Source organism: Flavicella sediminum (genome assembly GCF_006381105.1).
Classification (GTDB): Bacteria; Bacteroidota; Bacteroidia; order Flavobacteriales; family Flavobacteriaceae; genus Flavicella; species Flavicella sediminum.
In genome coordinates this window covers 113,499-134,559 of the sequence record NZ_VDET01000013.1, presented here as the reverse complement: position 1 = coordinate 134,559, position 21,061 = coordinate 113,499, and the positions used below count along the sequence as shown (strand labels likewise).

The following is a 21,061-nucleotide window of genomic DNA, read 5'->3' as shown; positions in this document are numbered from 1 at the left end:
ATAGCATTGAATTCCAAATTTGTAAAACCGAAATTTGTTTGATTCTTAGTATTTATTCCTTAAAAGGATTCTTATAAATATAAGCTTCAACGCTATAATCATAAATAGCCACACCTTTGTCTGTTTTCCATTCATCTTCTTGATGTGCTGCTAACCAAGATTTTTTTTCATCCCAACCTTTTCCTTTTCTTACATCTGCTTTTGTAATAATTGGCTTGTCATTATAGTGCGGATACCCTTTCATTGTTATGTTTTGAACAGTAACATTGTACGCCGTATTGTGCTTATACACCGCGGTAATAGCTGGACCATCGAAAAACTTTCCGTTTTCTGGACGCCATGCTTTAAAAAGATGGTATAATTCTTTATTTGGCAACGACAAAAGGGCTTGGTCAGATCTTGACTGACCATTGGTGCCATACGTAACGTGTATGTTTTTTATAGAAGACTTATTATCAAAATATCCAGGTATAGGATCTGGTGCATTTTTTTTAACAAACCCATTGCTGATGCCTACCGCATAGGTAGAACTTATAGCGCTAACACCATCTATAGTAACTACGCCAGATTTAGCTGAGTGCGGTGCCATTAACACGGTCATTCTTCCATTTTCATTTATGATGTTCTTCGCCGAAAGGTCAAAAACACCCGCATGAATTAAATCCGCTCCTGCTTCTAGTCTTAATGTTATTCCTCCTAAAGAATACAAATTTTCAAAATGAACAGATTGCGCTCCATGACACTGTACCAAGCCATAACCTGGATTGGCTTTAAAATTGCAAATATTACGAATAAGCCCATCTGTTGGACGAGAAATTACCCAATCCGATATATCTTCTTTTGTCAAGGTTAATGTTAAAACGATGCTAGAATAGGTTGAATAATTGTCTTTTACAATCATATTTTCTATTAGAAAGTTTTTCGCCATTCTAATAATTACAGCTCGTTGCTTTTGCTTGTAGACTAATGTATGGAAATCGATAATAAATTTTCCTCCAACACCTCTTACACTAGTGTTCTCTATATAATCTTGACCTTTTCCTGTTTTGCTATCAAATAAAAAAACGACATTTCCTTTCGGCTTTATAATAGTGCCCGCTTCAATTAATAAATGAACGTTCGATTTTAATTTAATTCCCGAAAAGCTATAGACTCCTTTAGGTATAATCAGTTGTCCTCCTCCTTTTTTGTTTACACTAGCAATTGCCTTTATTAATTTAGCACTTTGATCAGTTGTAGCATTATCATCTACTAAGCCATAATCATTCTTCAAATTCAAACGGAATCCATTTGGATTCATTGTTTCTTTGTATTGGGCATGCATAGAAACTGTCAACAATAAAATAAATACAGTTATGACTTTCAAATATTTTATCTTCATTTATAATAAGTGTAAAAAATCGCCTATGATTTGGCATTAAACATAAAAACAGACCTACAGCTTTATAGACTGATCTATTTCAACTCAAATTTATCAAACCCGCAGTTAAAAAAGTCTTCCGTCATTCCACGAATTGTGCTTCTCAGCACCTTTTTGTTTCTTAAATGCAAAAGCTTCTTTTATTATATAGAAGTTTATTTTACTGAATCTTTTAAAATTTCATTCATTGGAACCATTGTCTCAAATTCTTTTATTTCAATATTCCGATAAAACACTTCTGCCGTTTCAGACTGAAATCCAATAATACCTTCTTTAAAAGGTAAATCGGTTGCCATATTCACAACTTCACCATTCAATTTGTGAATTGTATAGGCATCTCCCATTACAATAACTTCACAATAATTCCACTGTCCGTCTAAAGCATGGTAGTTTTTTGGAATAGAAGCTAGAAGTCCACTTTTTCTATTTTCAATTTTTACTCCCCCTAACATTGGAGATACAAACCTTTTTCCTTCTTTATTGGCATACCAAGTAAATGCACCACCAGTAAAAAAATCTCCTGTATGATTTTGGTTGGTTAAATGATTGTAACGGACTTGATATTCAATTCCTTTTGGCCAAACCTTATCATCAACAACATGGTAATAAAGCCCTGCATCGTATTGCCATTTTATAAAATTATTGGCTATTTTACTTCCCCATTTGTATTCAAAACGAAGTATGTATTTGCTGTATTTTTTATGGGTGTAGAAGAGTCCGTGTGTGCGATTTTGATTATTTACAGGAATTTTATTTTTTTTCCAGTCTTTATCTCCCAATTGGTACTGATCAGGAAATTCATTATTAAAAACATGGACCGTATTGTCTTCAATAGCAAAAACTTTTTTAGCCAATTCGGGGTCCCCTTTCTTAATTTTTAAATACCAACCGTCAAAATTATTTCCATTAAAAATGGTTTGAAAACCCTCTTCTCCTATAAATCCATTATCGAAAACTGCTTTCAATTTTTCCGGACCTCCATGCACATCTCCTGTAAATAAATAATAAAGCATTCCTGCATCCGAAATATCGGCTTTGTGCGAAGCTTTCATTTGTGTATAAATCAATTGGATGGCATTATTCACTCTTACAGAATGTTTGTGATAATCTTTTAAAAATTCCCAAACAGACCAATCAGCTTTTCCATTTTCAGCTGCATTGTTAGAAGAAAAACCAACGAGTTTATTTGTTTTATCATTCTGATCTAAAATAAGATCGAAGACAACGCCTTCTTTCGTAAAAGCTTCTTTCATTTCCTCCCAATGCCAACCTTCATGTGGCTTTTCACTTTTACTAGGTCTATCGGCATGCTGGTTGTTACTTTTTGAATGAGAAATAATACGAACATGTTTTAGTGCACCAGAGTTTTCGATTTTAGTTAAACGCAGTGCTTCACCAATAACCTGCATTGGGCCCGCAGCAATAATGGTTAAAGGATCCTTAGAAGTTGATTTAATAATTTCATCCTTCATTTTAGCATAAGCCATTTCTGGATTATCGGCTGCAGCAATAAACCGACTGGTATCAAAACCAAATTGTGCACCGCCAGAAATAGCACTCTTCGTAATTTGCGCCCTATGTTTTTCCTTGCTACTCCACACATGATCTGCGTAGGTGTATACTGTCAATTTATCTTGTAAATTTTTAGCTGCAATAATTCCTAAGCTAGCAACAGTTGCTCCCCAATCATCTGGATCATGTGCATTTCCATCGGAACTCATTGCAATCCGTCCTTTTGTATACGGAATGGTTTGTCCCCAAGCTCCAATTGTAATTAATAAAGCAATCGCAATGTGTTGTAATTTATTTTTCATCATTTTATTTAATTAAAAACCCATACAAAACTTCTACTGAGCATTCTGTATGGATTTAAATTCAACGTTCTAAAGAGCTATAAATCACTTTATTTCTTTATTGTTTCAGTCAATTTTATATCTCTTGAATTAGCTCCTACTTCTATATCAAATTCTCCTAACTCTACAGTCCAATCCTTTTTAGTTGGACTCCAAAAAGCAAAAGCGTCATCATTTAATTCAAAACGAACTTCTTTTGATTCTCCAGATTTTAAAGACACTCTTTTAAATCCTTTCAATTCTCTAATCGGACGAGGAACAGAACTTTCTTTGTCGTGAATATATAGTTGGGCAACTTCGTCTCCATCCATTTTCCCAGTGTTTTTTAGGGTAAAACTAACTTCAACTACTTTTCCTTTTTTTACTTTTAATTTGCTATACTCAAAAGAAGTATAACTTAGTCCGTAACCAAAAGGAAAACGCATTTCTTCTTTCTCTTTATCGAAATATCGGTACCCCACAAAAATTCCTTCAGCATATACATTGCTGATTTTTTTATCAGAATACTTTCCTCCTTTAAATATGCTTCCTTTAGGATATTGAGAATCAGACTTAGGATAAGAAATTGGTAGTTTTCCACTTGGATTTACTTTTCCAAATAATACCTCTGCCATAGCTTGACCGATTTTTTCTCCACAATAAAAATAATTAACAACTCCATCAACTTTATCAATCCAAGGTGACGCATCAAAATAAGATCCACCAACCATGACCACCACAACATTTTTGTTGACTTTTGTTACTTCTTTAATAAGTCGTTCCTGATTTGCTGGCAATCTTGTCGATTTACGATCACGGCCTTCAGACTCTTGGCTACCCGTAATTCCAACAATTAAAATTACCTGATCTGACTTTTTTGCCAAAACAACTGCTTCATCTATCAATTGCTTGTCATTCTTTTTCAAATCCGCTAAATCCTGTGCATCTGGAATCAATGTTTTTGCTTCAATTTTCTTTTGCTTCTTTTTTAATTCTATATGAGCGCCACGAGCATAACTAACCTGCATTCCTTTCGCTAGTTTTGCGATTTCATCTACAGGATTTTTTACTGCATCTTCAAAATAATAACAACCTCCACTTCCTCCTCCTTGGAGGAATTCTGAATAAACACCGCCTACATAACGTTTTCCGTTTGGACCAATTACAGCAAGTTTTTTTCCTTTTTCTAAGGCTAAAGGCAATACATTGTTTTTGTTTTTTAAAAGAATACCTGATTTACGAGCCACTTCCAATGCCAAATCTTGATGCGCTTGGCTGTGCACCACTTCCTTGTTTTCTTTCCATTTATGATCGAACAAGCCCATTTTAAACATGGTAAAAAGTTTGTCGTAAACCAAACCATCTACAACGGCTTCCTTAATTTCTCCATTATTTACAGCAGCAACTAACTTAGCTCCATACCATTTTGCCGAACTCATTTCGATGTTCATTCCTGAAAGTGCAGTTGGAACTGTTGACTGAACTCCTTTTCCAAAATCTGATAAAACAAAACCTTTAAATCCCCATTCATCTCTTAAAACATCTGTTAAAAGCCATTTATTTTCACACATAAACGTCCCATTTACCCGATTGTATGCCGCCATAATATTCAAGGCCCCACCTTCTACCACAGCTGTTTTAAAAGCAGGTAAATAAATTTCGCGCAAAGCACGCTCTTCTAATTCATTGTTAATATCGTGTCTGTGCAATTCTTGATTGTTTGCCACAAAATGTTTAGGACCACTAATTACGCCATTTGCTTGCATTGCTTTTACATGTTCTACCCCCATTCTAGCCGTTAAATAAGGATCTTCAGAAAAACACTCCCATCCCCTTCCTCCTAAGGGATGACGAATAATATTCAAGGTAGTTCCTAAGTTTAAATTTTGCCCCAATGCCACCATTTCTTTGGCAATAGCCACACTTGCTCTAGCATACAAATCGGTATCCCAAGTAGCGGCAGCTCCAATTGGCGCTAACATATAGGTAGATTTTACAGCTACATCACGACCAGATCGAACTCCTGTAATTCCATGCCCCATTACTAAAGTTGGAATTCCTAAACGTTCATTTCCTTTTGTTCCAAAAATTCCAGCTTTGACATCACCAAAAACACCATGGCTATTTCCCAATCCACTTAATTGCGCCACTTTTTCTTCCAAGGTCATTTTAGACATCAAATCCTTTGCTCTAACTTCCGGAGTTTCTTTAGCATTTTTATACTTATTTTGTCCGTTTATTTGACGACAACCAAAAAACAAAACGATACTGCATAGAAATGCTACATTCGTTATAGACTTGCTTAAGCTTCTTATTTTCATCCTATTTACTTTGTTAATTTATAATTTAATCGTGCTCGAAATTTCAAGCAAGTTAGTAGGCTCTCTTTTAAGCAAAGTGCTTAGGCTACCAATAATTGTTCTCAGGGGTATTTTGATCAAAAAAACAGGATTTAAATAGCAACTATTTTAATCCTGTTTTGTCATAAGCCACTTTAATGCTATGCTCCTTTTTTATTTTTCGAAAAATTTTTAAAACGAATTTAAATCGAATAGCTTCATTGATTTTTCTTGTATTTCATTAAAAGGCCCTGCTATGGGTGTTTGTCCTGTTCGTATCTTCCCGAAAAAATCTGTATTGATAAGGATCGGACTGCCATCAGGATTTTCATAGCTTGCTTCTGAAATACTTGTTAATCCAAGTTTTTCTGTGCTAACAAACTGTGTTTTCATTTTTTTCAATTGCGCAGTTGCTATATCCAAATGCAAATTAACAATTCCCTTATTTCTTTCTAAATAAACCTTAGCCTGTTGCTTTGTAAGCACACTTCCGGTCTCATTTTTATAGGGTATGGCTTTGTTGAAGTATATATTTTGTCCCATATAAACAGGATAATTAAACCATGTTACTTTTTTTCCCTCAGCTGTTTTTCCTGTATAAGTATCAAAAACACCTTCGTAATAAACAGGATAATCATTGAAAGCATCCAAACCATAAGCATCCAAACCTTTAGTTAAATTTTCATTGGAAACAAATAAATTGTTATAAAAACGATGATCTCCACCTCCAATGGCTGCAACTCCTTTTAATTTTGTTGAATGTGCATAATGATATGGCGTATATCTATGCGTAATTTGTAAAGTTCGAATGGTACCTCCAAATAAATTATGTACAGCAGCCACTCCGTGTGCCCCTATAGTTAATGAATTATGAGAAAGCATGATGTTGTTATCAATAAGTGTAGGACCATGAGATACTTCTACGAATACATCTTGCCATTCATTGTCAGTAAATAAATTACCTGTAACACGAGTTCCTTGCGCTTGCCAATCTAACCAAATAGCTTTGTAAGTATTGCTCACATAATTGTGTGCGATTAATACATCAATAGGAGCATGCAACTTAATGCCAGCCACCTCAGCACCAAACATCATTTTTTTACAATTGATGTCATAAACTTTGTTGTTTGTAATCGTGCTAAAGGCAGCTCCCATATGCCCGCAAATACCTGTTTGACCACATTCATAAATAGTATTATTATGAATTGTATGAGATCCTATATTTTCCTTGCTCCAACCTAAATCTATTGCTTTGAATACGGTTTCTATTTCGCGATGAAATCCTCTCAAATTCTTTCTTTTCGAAAATTCATTGTCGCCCGATGCAAATTCTTTTCCTATACTAATTCCAGTACATTTAGAGTTTCTAATGTTATTGTTTTCAATAACCCACCCTTTGCTCCAATGTGGGCCAATGGCACCAATCTGCTCTGCCGTTGGTGGAGCCCATTGGGTTGCTGCTTGAGAGATATAAAATCCTTGTACTGTAATATAATTGACCCCTGTTTTCTTTGGAAAAAAACACGTAGGACGTACATTAATTTCTGTAAGATGTTTATTGGGATTTACTCCTTTACCAAAATTTGCATAAATAATGGTTACCTTATCCTTTACCTCTGCAAACCATTGCAACTTTGCCGCTGCTTTATCTTGGGCTTTTTTATGTGCCACAGGGTTTTCTAATTGATCCAATCCACCTGTTTCGTATAAAGATTTTTCATTAAGATATACCTCTCCTAAATGGAACTTATTAGCAGTCAATAACCAATCTCCTGCTACAAACGTGGCAAAAGGATTAAAGTCACCAAATACAGAATTGTCAACGCTAGTTTTCCAAACATTTTTCTTATACTTTTTCCAATTCTTTACTATTTCCGATCCTTTTATATGAACCTTTTCTCCCTTAGCAGCGCGATAGACAATTGGTTTCGATTTATGATAGCCTCCATGAGCCGGTGAAACCCATTCACGATAAGTACCTTCTCTTACCGTTATTGTATCGCCTGAAATTGCACTATTGGCGGCTTTTTGAATGGTACGAAAAGGAAACTCTTTTGTTCCCGAATTTTGATTTGATCCTTGGGTTGAGACAAAAAATTCATTAGCCCACAAAAAATTTATTGAGACTAACAAAAACAAGATTAGAATACTTTTTGATTTCATTTTTTTATGTTTTTTAACCTAACAATTCGAAACTAACGTTCATTTTACTAAATACCTCATCAAAAAATAGGAGAAAGTACAACTCTCTCCTATGTCGCGGTTATAAATAAATATTATTTCTTTTCAGCAGCAATAATGGCTTGCATGTCCTTATCAAAAGCTTCTCCATCAAAAGGAACTACAATAATTTTACTACCATGTTTGTCATTTCCTCTATCAGCTCCTTTCGTTACGTCTATAACCGAAAAATTAAAATGCGTAATATGCCCATTTTCTGTGTATGCTGTTGGGCGTTGCACAATATACCATTCGTCAACTGTACCATCGGTATATCGAAATATAGATTCATCTTTTCGGTAAGCAATACTGCGGTACTTCCAGTCCTTAATTCCATCTTTAGAAGAAAAATGATAGGTTGTTTTCCCTGGCCAATGATTTACAAGCATATGGTACATTCCTCCACTATACCAAGCCGTTGGATCTTCCATACGTGTTTGTGGAATTTCTGGCATATCTGCATAAATTCTATCGGACATAATTTTATAGGGCCCTAGAATTCCATTATCACTGATCATAATTGCAGTTGAACGTGCAACAATCATGTAACGGCCATCTTCTCTAGGAATAATCATCACATTAGACATATTCCCTTTAGAATCGCCGCTTTGGTAACGCGCCAATCCTGGATTAAAGCCATTGGAATCCACTTGAATTTCTCCTAATAATTTAAACGGTCCATTTGGATGATCAGAAACAAAAACTTCTCCACGAGTTCTGTCACTAGTAACCATTGCATAACGTCCGTCAAACATACGTAGGCCAATAACATTGTGTCCTAGTCCTTCTTTCCATTGTGGCCAGGTTAAGCCCAAATCTTTATAAGGTCCCATTACATTGTCACTAACGGCATGTATTCCTTTAGAATGTTCTTTCCAACCATTTCCATGCGGTTGCTCTTGTGTCCAACGACTTGCATACATATGATATTTACCGACATCGTCTTTGACGATACTTCCATCCCAATAACACCAGTTTTCCATGCTTGCATCTTCCAATCCATTTTTTGGATCACGAGGTAAAATATCCTTTCCCCAAATTCCTTCACTTACCAATGGCCCTTGCGGTTTCATAGGAAGGATGTATTTTTTAAAATCAACTCCGTTCCATGTTTTTGCTATGGCAGGTGGCGCTTTTTTTGTATTTAAATCGAAGCGAGTCACCAAACGATTGGCAATACCTGCATCAGCATCAGATGCACCAGCTTGAATAACTCCAAATAATTTATCTGTGTTTCCTGAAGGAAAACTTAAACCGTTCTTTTCCCATCTTTTACTCCAATTAGAAGTTGGTGTAAGATTTTTAAGAAGAACAACCATATTCCATAAATCACCTTTAGCACGTGTCAATGTTATGGACAGTTGAAGTGGATTACTGGTTCCTAAAGCTGCATTGTTTTTAAATCCAATTTCGGAAGTATGAAAAACAATACCAACCACATAATCTTCCATTCCTATAGAATGATAATCTCCCCAACCTTTACGATTAAATGTTGCCATTAAATTACTAGAACCATTGCTAAAACCAACACGAATCACTTCTTTTTCGGTTCTTTTTTTCATTTGGTCATATGTAAAATCAATAGACGCAGTAATGGCCTCTCCAACTTTTGGAGCAACCATCGGATTGCGATATTGTATTGAACTAAAGGCAGCCTCTTTTCCGGGTAAAACTAGCATCCCTTTTTCAGTACTCTTAAATACTTCATTCGCATTCAATGAAATCCAATTTTGACTTTCGCTAACACTCTTACCAATTGGATAATCATTTTGTAATGTAAAATCAACTGAATGATCAGCACTCGCTTTAGACAACTTAGAGCTAGAACAAGCTATGAGCCCAAAGGCTATAAAATTGATCATTATTAATTTTGAAAATTTTGTAGTCATATTTTTATAGTTTTTAATTCTTCTTTACCTATTCTATCAATATTTAAAGTCCGATCAAATTTAGCCAACCTACTTCCATAAACCCCAACAGCTTGTGAGGTATGGTCGTCTGACATGATAAATAAAATATTAGGTTTTGATTTTCCTAAATTTTGAGAAATCAGTTGCGCCATGGATAACAAAACAACTACAAAGAAAACGATAGGCTTATGATTCATCCTTTATTTCTTTTTAGAGGGCGTTTTATACGGTGTCAATTTTGCATCTTTTTCTTTTATAAGTACTGCTTTTTTATCCCAACTTATAGCTCTATTAAAAAGTGTTCCATATTCTAAATAACCATTGTAAGAAATACTATGAGCTCCCCAATTCTTTACCTCATCATCATAGAATTTGCGCATTTTTTTCAATACTTTTTTATAGCTTTTATTGCTTGCTAAATTTTTCATTTCCATTGGGTCTGTAGTCAAATGAAATAATTCTTCCGTAGGATACAGATTCTCTTTTTCACTTTTGAAATACCAGTAAATATATTTGTATTCTCCATCAATCATAGAAAAACATCTGGTAGCTTCCTTTCCAAAAACCTGAATAACCGGCAAAACATTTCGTACTTTCTTTTTTTCATCTTTTACAATAGACAACAAGCTTTTTCCATCGTAAACCTCAGGAATACCAATATTTGCATACGAAAGAATGGTAGGAGCGATATCTATATTTCCACTTAGTGATGCTGTTCTACGGATTTTTTTGTTCTTTGGAATTCTAGGATCGTAAATAATTAAGGGGGCTCTAGAACCTTCTTCATACGGCAATACTTTTCCTCCAAGACCATGTGCTCCCATTAAATAACCATTGTCTGATGAAAAAATAATAATCGTATTATCTGCTATTCCAAGTGTTTTTAAACCTTCTCTAATTTTCCCAACAGCGACATCTACTCCATGAATTAATTGGTGGTACAATCGATGCGTTTTTTGATATTTTTCATCTGTGCTATACGCTTCTTCCCAATATTTTTTATACTGCCTGTCTTGACGTGATTGTGCTGCTAAATGCAATCCTGCTTCCCGTCCGTAATTGATCGGTTTTTTCCAAACCGTATTCTTATAAACATGGTCAAACTGGGTATCTGGTATCAACGGCTTGTGTGGCGATTTAAATCCGACCGTTAAACAAAAAGGTTCATTTTCGTTTTTAGCAGCATTTGCAAACTCTAAAGCCGCGGTTGCCAATGCTTGTGTTAAGTGCGGATCTTTTTCTGCATAAACATCCATGTCTTTATTTTTGTCGGTTGCGTAATTGCACTGCCCACCTTTTGTTAAATACAAATCGAAAGCATTTTGAACTCCTTCCCCTTCATTTCCTTTATGATCCACATTTTTCACCTTACTCACCCCAAAACCAAATTTTCCAATATTGGCGACTTTATATCCGGCGTTTTTTAGGAGTACGGGGTATGAGGTAGACCATTGTTCTGCTCCCATAGAACCATGCATAAAATTACAACCTGTTTTGTATTCATACATCCCTGTCATGATAGAGGCGCGACTCCCTTTACAAACAGCAGTGGTATTGTAATGCCTGTCAAAAACAAGTCCTTGACTACCAAGCTTGTCTAAATTTGGTGTGACTACCTGATCGTTTCCGGTAATTCCTAAAGTTCTATAAGCCTGATCATCCGTCAATAAAAAAATAATATTAGGCTTTTTTTCTGATTGCGCAAAAATTGTCATCGACAAAAAAAACGCGATTATTAATGTGTGTTGTTTAACCATTTTTAATATTTAATTGTTCCAAATTCTATTTATTTCTCCGTAATAAGCTCCGCAAAGTATTTGAGCCTGTGCATCTAAAAAGTTGAATTCTACATCGTAAATTCCTTTCTTTATAAATTTTCTAATGACTATTTTTTCATCCGTAGGAAGAATTTCTACATAGGAATCCTTTATACCGTTTACAATAAATTGTCCTTGGGTTATTGCCAAGGCTTTCCCTTTAGGGTAAATTCCATCTTTACAAAGTGTTTTCCAAATTTGATAGTCCCCTGAATTGTCTGTTACTTCTGTGAGTCCTATTTGCTTTGAAAATTCTGTAAAATAAGGCGGTAAGCCTTTGGATATTTCGGTATTTGCTGCTTTGTGCCAACGCCTAAAGGTAAATTCGTAAATTGCATCTTCCACAAACTCAACATGCCAAGGCCCTTTTATACTGCTTCCTTGTCTAATATCCATCATTTGTGAAGCATTGCCCTTTCCTTCAATTTTTTCTGCTACCCAATCAAAACAAGATAATTGAACCGTTTTTTGATTGACAAGTCCTGCTTTTAAAGTTGTTCGTTTTGCTTCTGATGGCTGAACAGATTTTTTCCAAGCTTTGTAATATGTTCCAAGCTCCTTTGCGATTTCCGGAAATTCTTGAATTACATTTTTTGTTTGACCGATATCGTTTTTTACGTTGTAAAGTTCCTTGTTATTTATCAGTCTCCATTTATTTTTTAACACCGTAAAGTCCTCCAATTTTTTTCGATGCACGTATTGAACAACAGATATACGTTTACTAAAATCTTGTTTCCCTTCAAGCAGGTGTTTTTTTAAACTTAGCCCATCAAATTTTTGTTCCCAAGGCATGTCCAATTGGCAAAAATCAATAAGCGTAGGTAGTAGATCTTGCACCAATGTTAATTCCGTTACATCTCTACCCAAATTAGGTATCCCATCCTTCCATCGTATAAAACAAGACACCCGATGCCCACCTTCATAAAGCGAACCTTTACTTCCACGCATTCCTGCATTGTAAAAGTCAACGCCCAAAGTACCGCCATTGTCGGAAAGGTAAATAACAATGGTATTGTCTTTAATTCCTAAATCTGTTAAAGTGCTTTCTAAACGACCTACATTTTCATCAAAATTGGCCACCATACCGTAAAACTGCGCCGTTAACTTTGGCAAATACCGATAAGGCTTGCTGTATTTTTCAGGCACAAATTGTGGTGTGTGCATGGCACCTGTTGGCAAATAAACAAAGAATGGCGTTTTTTTGGCAGCTTCATTTTTTATAAATTTTATAGACTCCTCGAAATAAACATCGGTATAATAGCCTTTTGTTTTTTCCTCTTTTCCATTTCTTAGCTGCACATCATCAAAACAATCGTTATTCCAATAATTTGGAGATTGCCAAATGGAAGCGCCCGGAAATGTCAAGGTTTCATCAAATCCACGATCCATAGAACGATAGGTAGTACCATCACCTAAATGCCATTTTCCAAAATGTGCTGTACTATAACCATTTGCTTTAAAAAACTCGGGTAACAAATGAATTTTTGATTCCTTGCCTAAAGTATCTTTATAAGTGTGAAATATAGTTGCGATACTTCCTTTCACTCCAGAGGCACCATTTCTAACGGCATCCAAACCGGTTAACAATTGTGACCGTGATGGGGTGCACACCGAAGAAACATGAAAATCGGTAAGTCGAATAGACTCTTTGTACATGGCATCTAAATTAGGTGTTTTCACATCTGGATTTCCGTGGCAAGATAAATCGCCATAGCCTTGGTCATCAGTCAAGAGAATAATGACATTAGGTTTCGTTGATTTTTTCTTTTCACATCCTATAAGAATGACAAAAAGACCTAAGACCCATGCATAGTGGTTATATTTCATTTTTATTTTTTTATAAAGTTCCACCCGCTTCTTTTGTTAAGTGCGCTTTTAGCAAGGCTACTTTTTCAGGATATTTCGCCGATAATTCTTTCATTTCTTTATAATCTTCAGGTAAAAAATATAATTGAAAGATGTTCTTCTTTTTATGATAGCGCAACTTCCACCCCTCTTTGGTTACCAATGCTGGTCCTATTTTTGAATTATAAACTGTATAAGGTCGTTCTTTGGCTTTTCCTCCAAACAAGGTTTTTGCATACGAAACACCGTCCTTTTCTTTAAGCTCCTGAAGACCTGTAATTTCTGCTAGTGTATTTAGGAAATCATAATTGGCTACTCTTTGCTCTGAAACCACTCCTGGTTTTATTTTTCCTTTCCAATACCAAAATAAAGGAACCCGAGTTCCACCTTCCCAGTTAGAACGTTTTAAACCCGACATACCGTCGTTTCCATCAAAAATATCTTTTCCAAATTCACTTAAAAATCGCGTTTTGATATTGTCATATTTTTCATTGGTAAGTACGTTTGTGTCTTTATACGAACGCCCTTCTTCTCTAGTATAAATCTCATGCCCATTATCTGAGGTAAAGACAACAATTGTATTTTCCAATAAATTTTTAGCTTCTAATTTTTTTAGAATTCTCCCTACATCTGTATCCAACATTTTTACCATTGAAGCATATTCTTTTTCAAATTCAGTAAGGCGTTTGTCGTTTTTAAAATCGGCATGCACCTCTGGAATAGAAATAGGTCCGTGTGGAAGTTGTGTTGGAAAAAACAAAAAGAAAGGTTTTTCTTCTTTTTTATAATTGTCCAAATATCCAAGCAACTTTTCCATAATGATATTTTCAGAATAAAAAGACTTTCCTGTCATGTCCCACCTTTCTGCATAAGCTTCGGGAGTTTCAACATTATTAGTATTTCCACAATCTACTCTGGTATTTCCTTCAATAGTAATTTTTTCGCCATTTTCAAACAAAAATGGTGGATAAAACCCATGACATCTGTTGTGATCGTAAAAACCAAAATGTTCATCCCAACCATGTCTTTTAATTCTTTCCGGCGTTGTAGAAAATCCCCATTCTAACTTTCCAAAGGCTGCTGTTTTATAGCCTGCTTTTTGCGCTACTTCAGCCAAAAAAACATCATTAGGCTTTGCTGGCTGGGCTACTTTATGAATCGAATCTTTAATTTCTTGGAAGGTCATTCCGTTATCTAAATTCAGATACATGCCCCCTTTGGTAATTTTCCATTGATTAGGTCGAACATCATGCATCCCCGTTAGCAAACTAGCCCTTGCTGGTGCACAATAATTACAACCATAAGCATTTTTAAAACTAATCCCTTCACTTGCGAGTTTGTCTATATTTGGTGTTTTTATGATTTCTTGTCCGTAGGTTCCTAACAAGCCCCTTCCTAAATCATCAGCATATATTAAAATTACATTCGGTTTTGAATGTATCTTTTTTTTAGAACAAGAAGTTAGAAGGATTCCTAAGCCTACTAAAAAAATAATTGAACTGTATTTCATCATTGTTTTTATTGGAATTAGTATTTACTCAAAGCTTAGTAAAATTGACTTCATTTGAATCAATTCTTTTTTATTAGCAACAGCTTTTGTTCGATATTCAAAACGGACGCCATAAGCTGCAGGCAACTTTGATACATCTATTGTTGCTTCTTCTACGGCAACCACACGTGCAAAACCTTTTTTATGTTGGTAACTTTCTGCAACAACATTCCAGTCGGTCCATTGATTAATTTTACCATCGTTATTTGTATCTACTCCGACTCTAGCCTCCACTCCAGGTACCCAAGGGCCTGGACTTACAAAATCTACTTTTCCTTGTTGTTGTAGCAAATAAAATTGTCCTTCAGCAAAAGCAATCGTCGGATCGGGATGCCCCATACCAAATTCACCACAATACGTAAATGTTTTCGACATGGAATCACTGGTAAATTTGCCCACTTTAATGCGTCCACCGGCAGGATCATTATCTCCAAAGAGATAATATTGCTTGCCTATTTTTATCGCTGTCCAATCGCCATATGCATTTTGTTCTGGCTCATAAACTTCGTATTTCATGGTCGTATAATTTTCCGCTTTGTAGGGATGCAAAAAAGTAGCATAGCTCCCTGTAGAAGTAGTTCGTTCATCTACCGCAGGAGGAACAATTTTAAAATCGTGAATTCCATCTTTACTAATAGCATGTCCGCCCACAGGGGCGTCCCAAGAATGTTTACGGGCATTGTTGTAATCCCAGTTTTCATATATTAAATGAAACATTTCATCCTCATCTCGCAAAACAGCACAGTCAGATCCATGTGTTGGGTCATTAAACACCATTCCAATGTTTTTGCCCATTTTTCCATCCATTAAATCCTTGTCAATTATTAAATGAGGATCTTCGTCATTGGGATTGTCGTAGTAGATATAAAATTTACCGTTTTTATATTCTGCAGTGGTAACCCAACGTTGCACATAACCACTTACAGGCCCGTAATGTTTCCAGTTTTTCATATCCGTACTATGCCAAGCATGATAACCCAATTCGGCATCCGAATGTATTTTTCTAGTATTGTGAATTCTTTCAGGATGTGTGTCGTAACGACGCGCTAGCAAATAATAATCGTTTGCTTTTACTGAAATTAAAACAGGAGCGTCTAACATTTCTTCTGTTCTAACTTTTGGTATTTCCTTCCAGTTGTTCCAATCAGCTGCTTGTTTAAAAACTATGGATTTTAAATTCCTCTTTTTTTTGAAAGATTTTAATTTACTAGAAAAAAAACTTTTCCCTTCTCCTGAAACCGCTTTTGCGTTCTTTATTTTTATGTCTTGTGTGTTGGACAGGGCTTCTTCCCATTGAACTTGCGTATCAATTGCCCAATTTTCTTTTACTTGTGCCTTTGCTAAGTTTGACCCCAAAACTATGCAGCTCACAAAAAACGCTTTTAAATATGTAATTTTCATGTCGTTAGAATTAATTCGAGTTAGCACAAACTGAAACGCTCACTCACTTATAAAATAGGTTTAGACTTTGGTAACAAACAATTTGTTACTGAATAGCTAAACAAGCTACTGCTAAATTAATTCGAGAGTAAAAAATAGTTGTTTCTATTAGCTAATGAAATGTGCCTGAGAGTGTATTTTTAAAGAAAATGCCCCTTTTAAAGGAATTTATATAAGCTAGAAGAAGAATACAACAAAATAAAACGACCTTATTTTATACAATTTGTTTTCTCTTATTCTCCAAAAAAAGAAAAACCTTCTTCTCTCATTATAGGTTGAGAAAAGAAGGTCGCTGTAAAATCTTCCTTTAGAAAAAGTGGTCGCTTAAAAATTCATGCTTACTTTATATTATCTGCTCTAATTTGACTGACATATTTACCAGGAGTAACTTTGTATTTTTCTTTGAATTTGGTTGAAAAATGCGATCTACTTTTAAAACCGGTCATTAAAAAAACCTGAGTAACCGACAAATTTTCTTGACATAATAATTCCGTTGCTTTTTTCAAACGGTAATTTTTTATCAACTCAAAAGGAGTTTGATTTGTGAGCGTATTAACCTTCTGATAAAAAGCAGATTTACTCAAGCACAATTCCGAAGCAAGCGTTTTTAAATCAAAATCTTGATTGTCTAAATTTTCATCTATCAGACTGTAAAATTTCTCCAAAAAAGCATTGTCGTTTCTACTGTTTTTATTGTCTCTTGTTAAAGGAATTCCTATTTGAAAACGCTCTCTTAATTGCTTTCTATTATTCAGTCTAGCCTCTACTGTAGCTAACAGTTGCTCCAAGTTAAAAGGTTTTTTTATATAGGCATCTGCCCCATCTTTAATTCCTTGTAAATGATCTTTTAAATTTGTGAGTGCCGTTAGTAAAATAATTGGAATATGGCTTGTTTTTAAATCTGATTTTATTCGAATACACAAATCCAATCCATTTAATTCAGGCATTTGAACATCACTTACCACCAAATCTGGCCATTCATTGTCAAAAGCCTCTAAACATTCTTTCCCATTTCTAAAACTTTTCACCTTAAAAAACTGCGATAAAAAACGGGTAATATAATTTCGCATTTCATCATTGTCTTCTGCATAAAAAATTAAAGATTCTGAAAACTCACCCGAAGCTTTTATTTTAGACCATTCTTCATTGTTTTGAATTGCATTTACAGAAAATTCCTTTTCTTGTGGTAAAACCAAGTCTTCCGTTCCTAATTTATCTTCGGCCGTATGGGCTTTGATAATTGGTAGTTTAACCGTGAATTTGGAACCTCTACCTAATTCACTTTTTACACTGATATACCCGTAATGCATTTCTACCAATCTTTTGGCAAAAGCCAATCCGATTCCAGAACCTCCTAAATGTTTGTTATCTGGAAGATGTGATTGGTAAAATCTTTCAAATACGTGTGCTACATCAATGGCATCAATTCCTCTACCAGTATCTTCAATAGAAAGAATCAAATCTTTATCTTCATAGTAATATGATACTTTGATTAAATCATTTTCTTTGGTGTATTTAAAAGCGTTGTTCAACAGATTGTTGACTATTTTTTCTAGCTTATTTTTATCTGCCGAAACAATAATAGGCAATTCATCTCCAATTAATTTCAATTCTTTTTTATCGCTATAGGCGGTATACATAAAATCATTGACCAAATCATTGATAAAAGAATTAAATTCAAAACGCGAATAATTCATTTTCAACATATTGGCATCCGATCTTCTAAAATCCTGAACCTGTTCTATGAGCTCATGAATTTTTTTAGATTGGCGCAATACCATGCCTAATTTTTCTCCTAAATCTGGATTTTTATGAAAACGTTCGTATAAATTATTGATCGGGTTTGAAATCAACGTTAACGGCGTTTTAATTTCATGAGAAATATTTGCAAAAAAACTAAACTTGGCTTCGTTGATATCCTTTGCATTGTCTTTTTCTAATTGTTCAATTTCAATTTTATGATTTAAAAGATGGATTTTTAAAACAATTCTGATAATTAAATAACCTATTCCTAAAACCAAAAACAGATAGCCTACATATGCCCATGAGGTTTTCCAAATAGGAGGATGTACGGTAATTTTTATTTCCCTTGGCACACTCCATTCTCCTAATGAGTTGGACACCGAAACTTGCAAGGCATAATTACCCGGTTGCAAACCACTATAAGTAATGGTGTTTTGGTTTGAAGCTACCTCAACCCAACTTTTATTAACCGGCTCTAGTTTGTATTTCAGTAAATGATTTTCAGGATTTGAATAATGCAAACTTAGCACATCTATAGAAAAAACATTTTCGTCATACCGCAAATTAATTTCGTCAATCTCAGTAATCGATTTTTCCAAAACCACTCTATCGCCCACCACATCATCTACTTCAACAAGCTTGTCAAAAATTTTAAATTTCTCAAATTCAACTCTCGGAAGTTTTTCTGAAGTAAAAATATCTTTTGGATTGAAATAACACAAACCATTTTGTCCTGTTAAAACGATGGTACCATTTTTCATTGTTTTTGATCCATAGTAAAAATCATCAAAAGGCAAGCCGTCGTACTTTCCAAATTTGGTCACTTTAAAGCTTTTCGTATCCAATTTATTCAGCCCAAAATTAGTGGCCAACCATAAATTTGAATCCGCATCGCTGACCATACTTTTTACCACATTATTAGACAAACCTTGGGCTTCCGTAAACGGAATAAAACGAGCCATACCCTGACTGTCTTCTACTTTACAAGCTCCGCTTCCTTCCGTACCAATCCACAATTCATCATTTGGCAATCTTAAAACTGAAGACACAAAAAAGCTAGGAATGGAAAACTCATCTTCCAAATTGGGAATGTATTGATCAATTTCAATGGTTTCAATTGATGTACTATTTGCCGTATTTAATCGATACAAACCTTTATTATCTGTACCCACCCACATAAAATTATAAATTGGATCTTGGTAAATAAATCTGATTTCTGAAATATATTTTCTTTTAAAAAAAGGGTTGTCATTTAAAGATTCTACTTTTTCAATTGCATCGTCCTTTCCTAAACTAATACGGTATAACGTACTTCTAGCCCCTACCCAAATAAATCGAGCCTCTTTATTTATTTCTTCCGCTATAAATCGGGTTTTATTAATAACATCTTTAGGATCTGAACTTTCAATTTTAATTTCCTCAGGTTTATTCGAATTTTTCTTTAATCTGAAAAAACTTTTTCTAGGTTCATTTGCCCAATAATCTCCTTTAGAATCTAAAAAGAAATAATTTGTGTTTTTTAGTAATTTAGAAGGAAGTTCCTCATGTTGATTGCTTGCTAAGTTAAAACCAGAAATCATTTTATAACCTCTTGAAATGACAATCTTAGAATCGCCTATTTCTTCAACATTGTATACTTTATTTTCATTGCCTGCAAGATTGCCGTTTACAAAAGAATTTTCTTTGGTATTGAATTTAAAAACTCCCGAATTAAAAGTCCCATACCAACAAATATTATTTGCTCCAACAAACAATTTGCTAGAAACCAACAAATCGGTTCCGTTTTTAAAATGCTTCATTTTCACCTCGCCTTTTTCTAAAAAGGTTTTATGTGATTTGATATAAACAACCCCTGTTCTTTGGGTACCCAACCACAATCCGCCAAAGTCGTCAATAGCTGTAGCAGCAATTCTTTGTTTTTTTAAAAAGACCTCTTTTAATTTATAAGAAATTAAATTCTCGAAAAGGTCATAGCTTACAAGCCCTATTCCTCTATCAAATGCAACAAGTAATTTATCATTGTCTACCCTTGAAACGGAAGCGCAATACTTCACCTCTTTCTGCAAAATATAGGTGAATTTTTTCGACATTAAATCGAAATCAATCAATCCAATATTTGTTGTTATAAGCACATGGGTTTCATTAAGTAAAATTGCATCCGTAATCTTAATATTGCTTTTTAGTAGGTCTTTTTTTAAAAGGTATTCACCTAAAAGTTCAAAATTATCAGCAAATAACTGTACACCTCTTGTTTCAGAAATACTGACAATTGTATTTTTTTCTTTGCTAACGATTAATTTATGAACATTCCTATTTTTAAAAATTTCAAGCGAATCTTTGACAAGTATTTCAAGATTCTTAAATTTCTTTTTAGAGGTATCAAATATGGTGATTCCACGTTCTGTTCCAATCCAAATATTGCCATTCTTATCTTCTGCTAAACTTTGAACCCTATTATTAATTAATATTTTACTTTTATTTACATTTTTAAAAGGCACTACTTTATACCCATCATATCTATTGATTCCGGAATAGGTTCCAAACCACAAAAACCCTTTCGAATCTTCCAACATACACGTCACACCATTGTCTGACAAGCCATCAGAGATCGTAAGATTATTATAGTTCTGAAAAACACCATTTTGCGCCATTACCGAACCTAAACTTAGATATATAAAAAGTGCGAAAAAATATTTTATTAGGGTTGTCATTCTGTAAGATTTGATAATTAAATTAGTTGCTAAAGTTTTCTAAAGCGCTGTTGAATTCTTCTGAAATTGCCAATTTTAATAAAGATGTTAAATTAAAACAAAACAATGGCAAACTCCTTAAAAAGTCAAAAAAAATATATTTGCAATTTTGAAATAAAACCCTCAATTCCTCAACATAAATAAGTGCTTAAAATTAGCAAAATAAGGCTACCTGAATAAAATCAGATAGCCTTAG

Annotated in this window: 11 protein-coding genes; all 11 read right to left on the bottom strand. The window is 34.5% G+C overall.

Annotated elements, in window-relative coordinates:
- Window positions 1–52 precede the first annotated feature (52 nt).
- The 11 genes from FGM02_RS12305 to FGM02_RS12255 all read right to left on the bottom strand — a co-directional run bounded on the left by FGM02_RS12305 (window position 53) and on the right by FGM02_RS12255 (window position 20,826).
- Window positions 53–1,381, bottom strand: coding sequence for a hypothetical protein (locus FGM02_RS12305; RefSeq protein WP_139958677.1), 1,329 nt, complete (start codon window positions 1,379–1,381; stop codon window positions 53–55).
- A gap of 194 nt (window positions 1,382–1,575) precedes the next feature.
- Window positions 1,576–3,237: a 3-keto-disaccharide hydrolase gene (locus FGM02_RS12300; protein ID WP_139958676.1), complete on the bottom strand. Its 1,662-nt coding sequence runs from the start codon at window positions 3,235–3,237 to the stop codon at window positions 1,576–1,578.
- A gap of 86 nt (window positions 3,238–3,323) precedes the next feature.
- The gene (locus FGM02_RS12295) at window positions 3,324–5,573 is read right to left on the bottom strand and encodes a glycoside hydrolase family 3 C-terminal domain-containing protein (RefSeq protein WP_139958675.1); all 2,250 of its coding nucleotides are present in this window, start codon (window positions 5,571–5,573) and stop codon (window positions 3,324–3,326) included.
- Window positions 5,574–5,783: 210 nt separating this feature from the next.
- Window positions 5,784–7,754, bottom strand: a complete 1,971-nt coding sequence (locus tag FGM02_RS12290) for a right-handed parallel beta-helix repeat-containing protein (RefSeq protein WP_139958674.1) — start codon at window positions 7,752–7,754, stop codon at window positions 5,784–5,786.
- Window positions 7,755–7,867: 113 nt separating this feature from the next.
- Complete coding sequence (locus FGM02_RS12285) at window positions 7,868–9,700, bottom strand: glycoside hydrolase family protein (protein ID WP_139958673.1); 1,833 nt, start codon at window positions 9,698–9,700, stop codon at window positions 7,868–7,870.
- A complete protein-coding gene (locus tag FGM02_RS12280) occupies window positions 9,697–9,918 on the bottom strand; it encodes a hypothetical protein (RefSeq protein WP_139958672.1) in 222 nt (73 codons plus the stop codon). The genes FGM02_RS12285 and FGM02_RS12280 overlap by 4 nt, the downstream gene beginning before the upstream one ends.
- Window positions 9,919–9,921: 3 nt before the next feature.
- Window positions 9,922–11,436, bottom strand: coding sequence for a sulfatase-like hydrolase/transferase (locus FGM02_RS12275; protein WP_243739400.1), 1,515 nt, complete (start codon window positions 11,434–11,436; stop codon window positions 9,922–9,924).
- A 51-nt stretch (window positions 11,437–11,487) separates the two neighbouring features.
- Window positions 11,488–13,365, bottom strand: coding sequence for an arylsulfatase (locus FGM02_RS12270; RefSeq protein WP_139958670.1), 1,878 nt, complete (start codon window positions 13,363–13,365; stop codon window positions 11,488–11,490).
- A gap of 10 nt (window positions 13,366–13,375) precedes the next feature.
- Window positions 13,376–14,896, bottom strand: a complete 1,521-nt coding sequence (locus tag FGM02_RS12265) for a sulfatase-like hydrolase/transferase (RefSeq protein ID WP_139958669.1) — start codon at window positions 14,894–14,896, stop codon at window positions 13,376–13,378.
- A gap of 21 nt (window positions 14,897–14,917) precedes the next feature.
- Window positions 14,918–16,333 (bottom strand): glycoside hydrolase family protein, encoded by a 1,416-nt coding sequence (locus FGM02_RS12260; protein ID WP_139958668.1) that lies wholly within the window; start codon window positions 16,331–16,333, stop codon window positions 14,918–14,920.
- A 377-nt stretch (window positions 16,334–16,710) separates the two neighbouring features.
- On the bottom strand, window positions 16,711–20,826 hold the full coding sequence (locus FGM02_RS12255; protein ID WP_139958667.1) for a hybrid sensor histidine kinase/response regulator transcription factor: 4,116 nt from the start codon (window positions 20,824–20,826) through the stop codon (window positions 16,711–16,713).
- Between the last annotated feature and the right edge of the window lie 235 nt (window positions 20,827–21,061).

Coding starts and splice junctions, on each gene's coding strand:
- FGM02_RS12260 (WP_139958668.1), bottom strand. CDS start 16,333: ATGAAAATTACATATTTAAAAGCGTTTTTTGTGAGCTGCATAGTTTTG.
- FGM02_RS12300 (WP_139958676.1), bottom strand. CDS start 3,237: ATGATGAAAAATAAATTACAACACATTGCGATTGCTTTATTAATTACA.
- FGM02_RS12295 (WP_139958675.1), bottom strand. CDS start 5,573: ATGAAAATAAGAAGCTTAAGCAAGTCTATAACGAATGTAGCATTTCTA.
- FGM02_RS12285 (WP_139958673.1), bottom strand. CDS start 9,700: ATGACTACAAAATTTTCAAAATTAATAATGATCAATTTTATAGCCTTT.
- FGM02_RS12265 (WP_139958669.1), bottom strand. CDS start 14,896: ATGATGAAATACAGTTCAATTATTTTTTTAGTAGGCTTAGGAATCCTT.
- FGM02_RS12255 (WP_139958667.1), bottom strand. CDS start 20,826: ATGACAACCCTAATAAAATATTTTTTCGCACTTTTTATATATCTAAGT.
- FGM02_RS12290 (WP_139958674.1), bottom strand. CDS start 7,754: ATGAAATCAAAAAGTATTCTAATCTTGTTTTTGTTAGTCTCAATAAAT.
- FGM02_RS12275 (WP_243739400.1), bottom strand. CDS start 11,436: ATGACAATTTTTGCGCAATCAGAAAAAAAGCCTAATATTATTTTTTTA.
- FGM02_RS12280 (WP_139958672.1), bottom strand. CDS start 9,918: ATGAATCATAAGCCTATCGTTTTCTTTGTAGTTGTTTTGTTATCCATG.
- FGM02_RS12270 (WP_139958670.1), bottom strand. CDS start 13,365: ATGAAATATAACCACTATGCATGGGTCTTAGGTCTTTTTGTCATTCTT.
- FGM02_RS12305 (WP_139958677.1), bottom strand. CDS start 1,381: ATGAAGATAAAATATTTGAAAGTCATAACTGTATTTATTTTATTGTTG.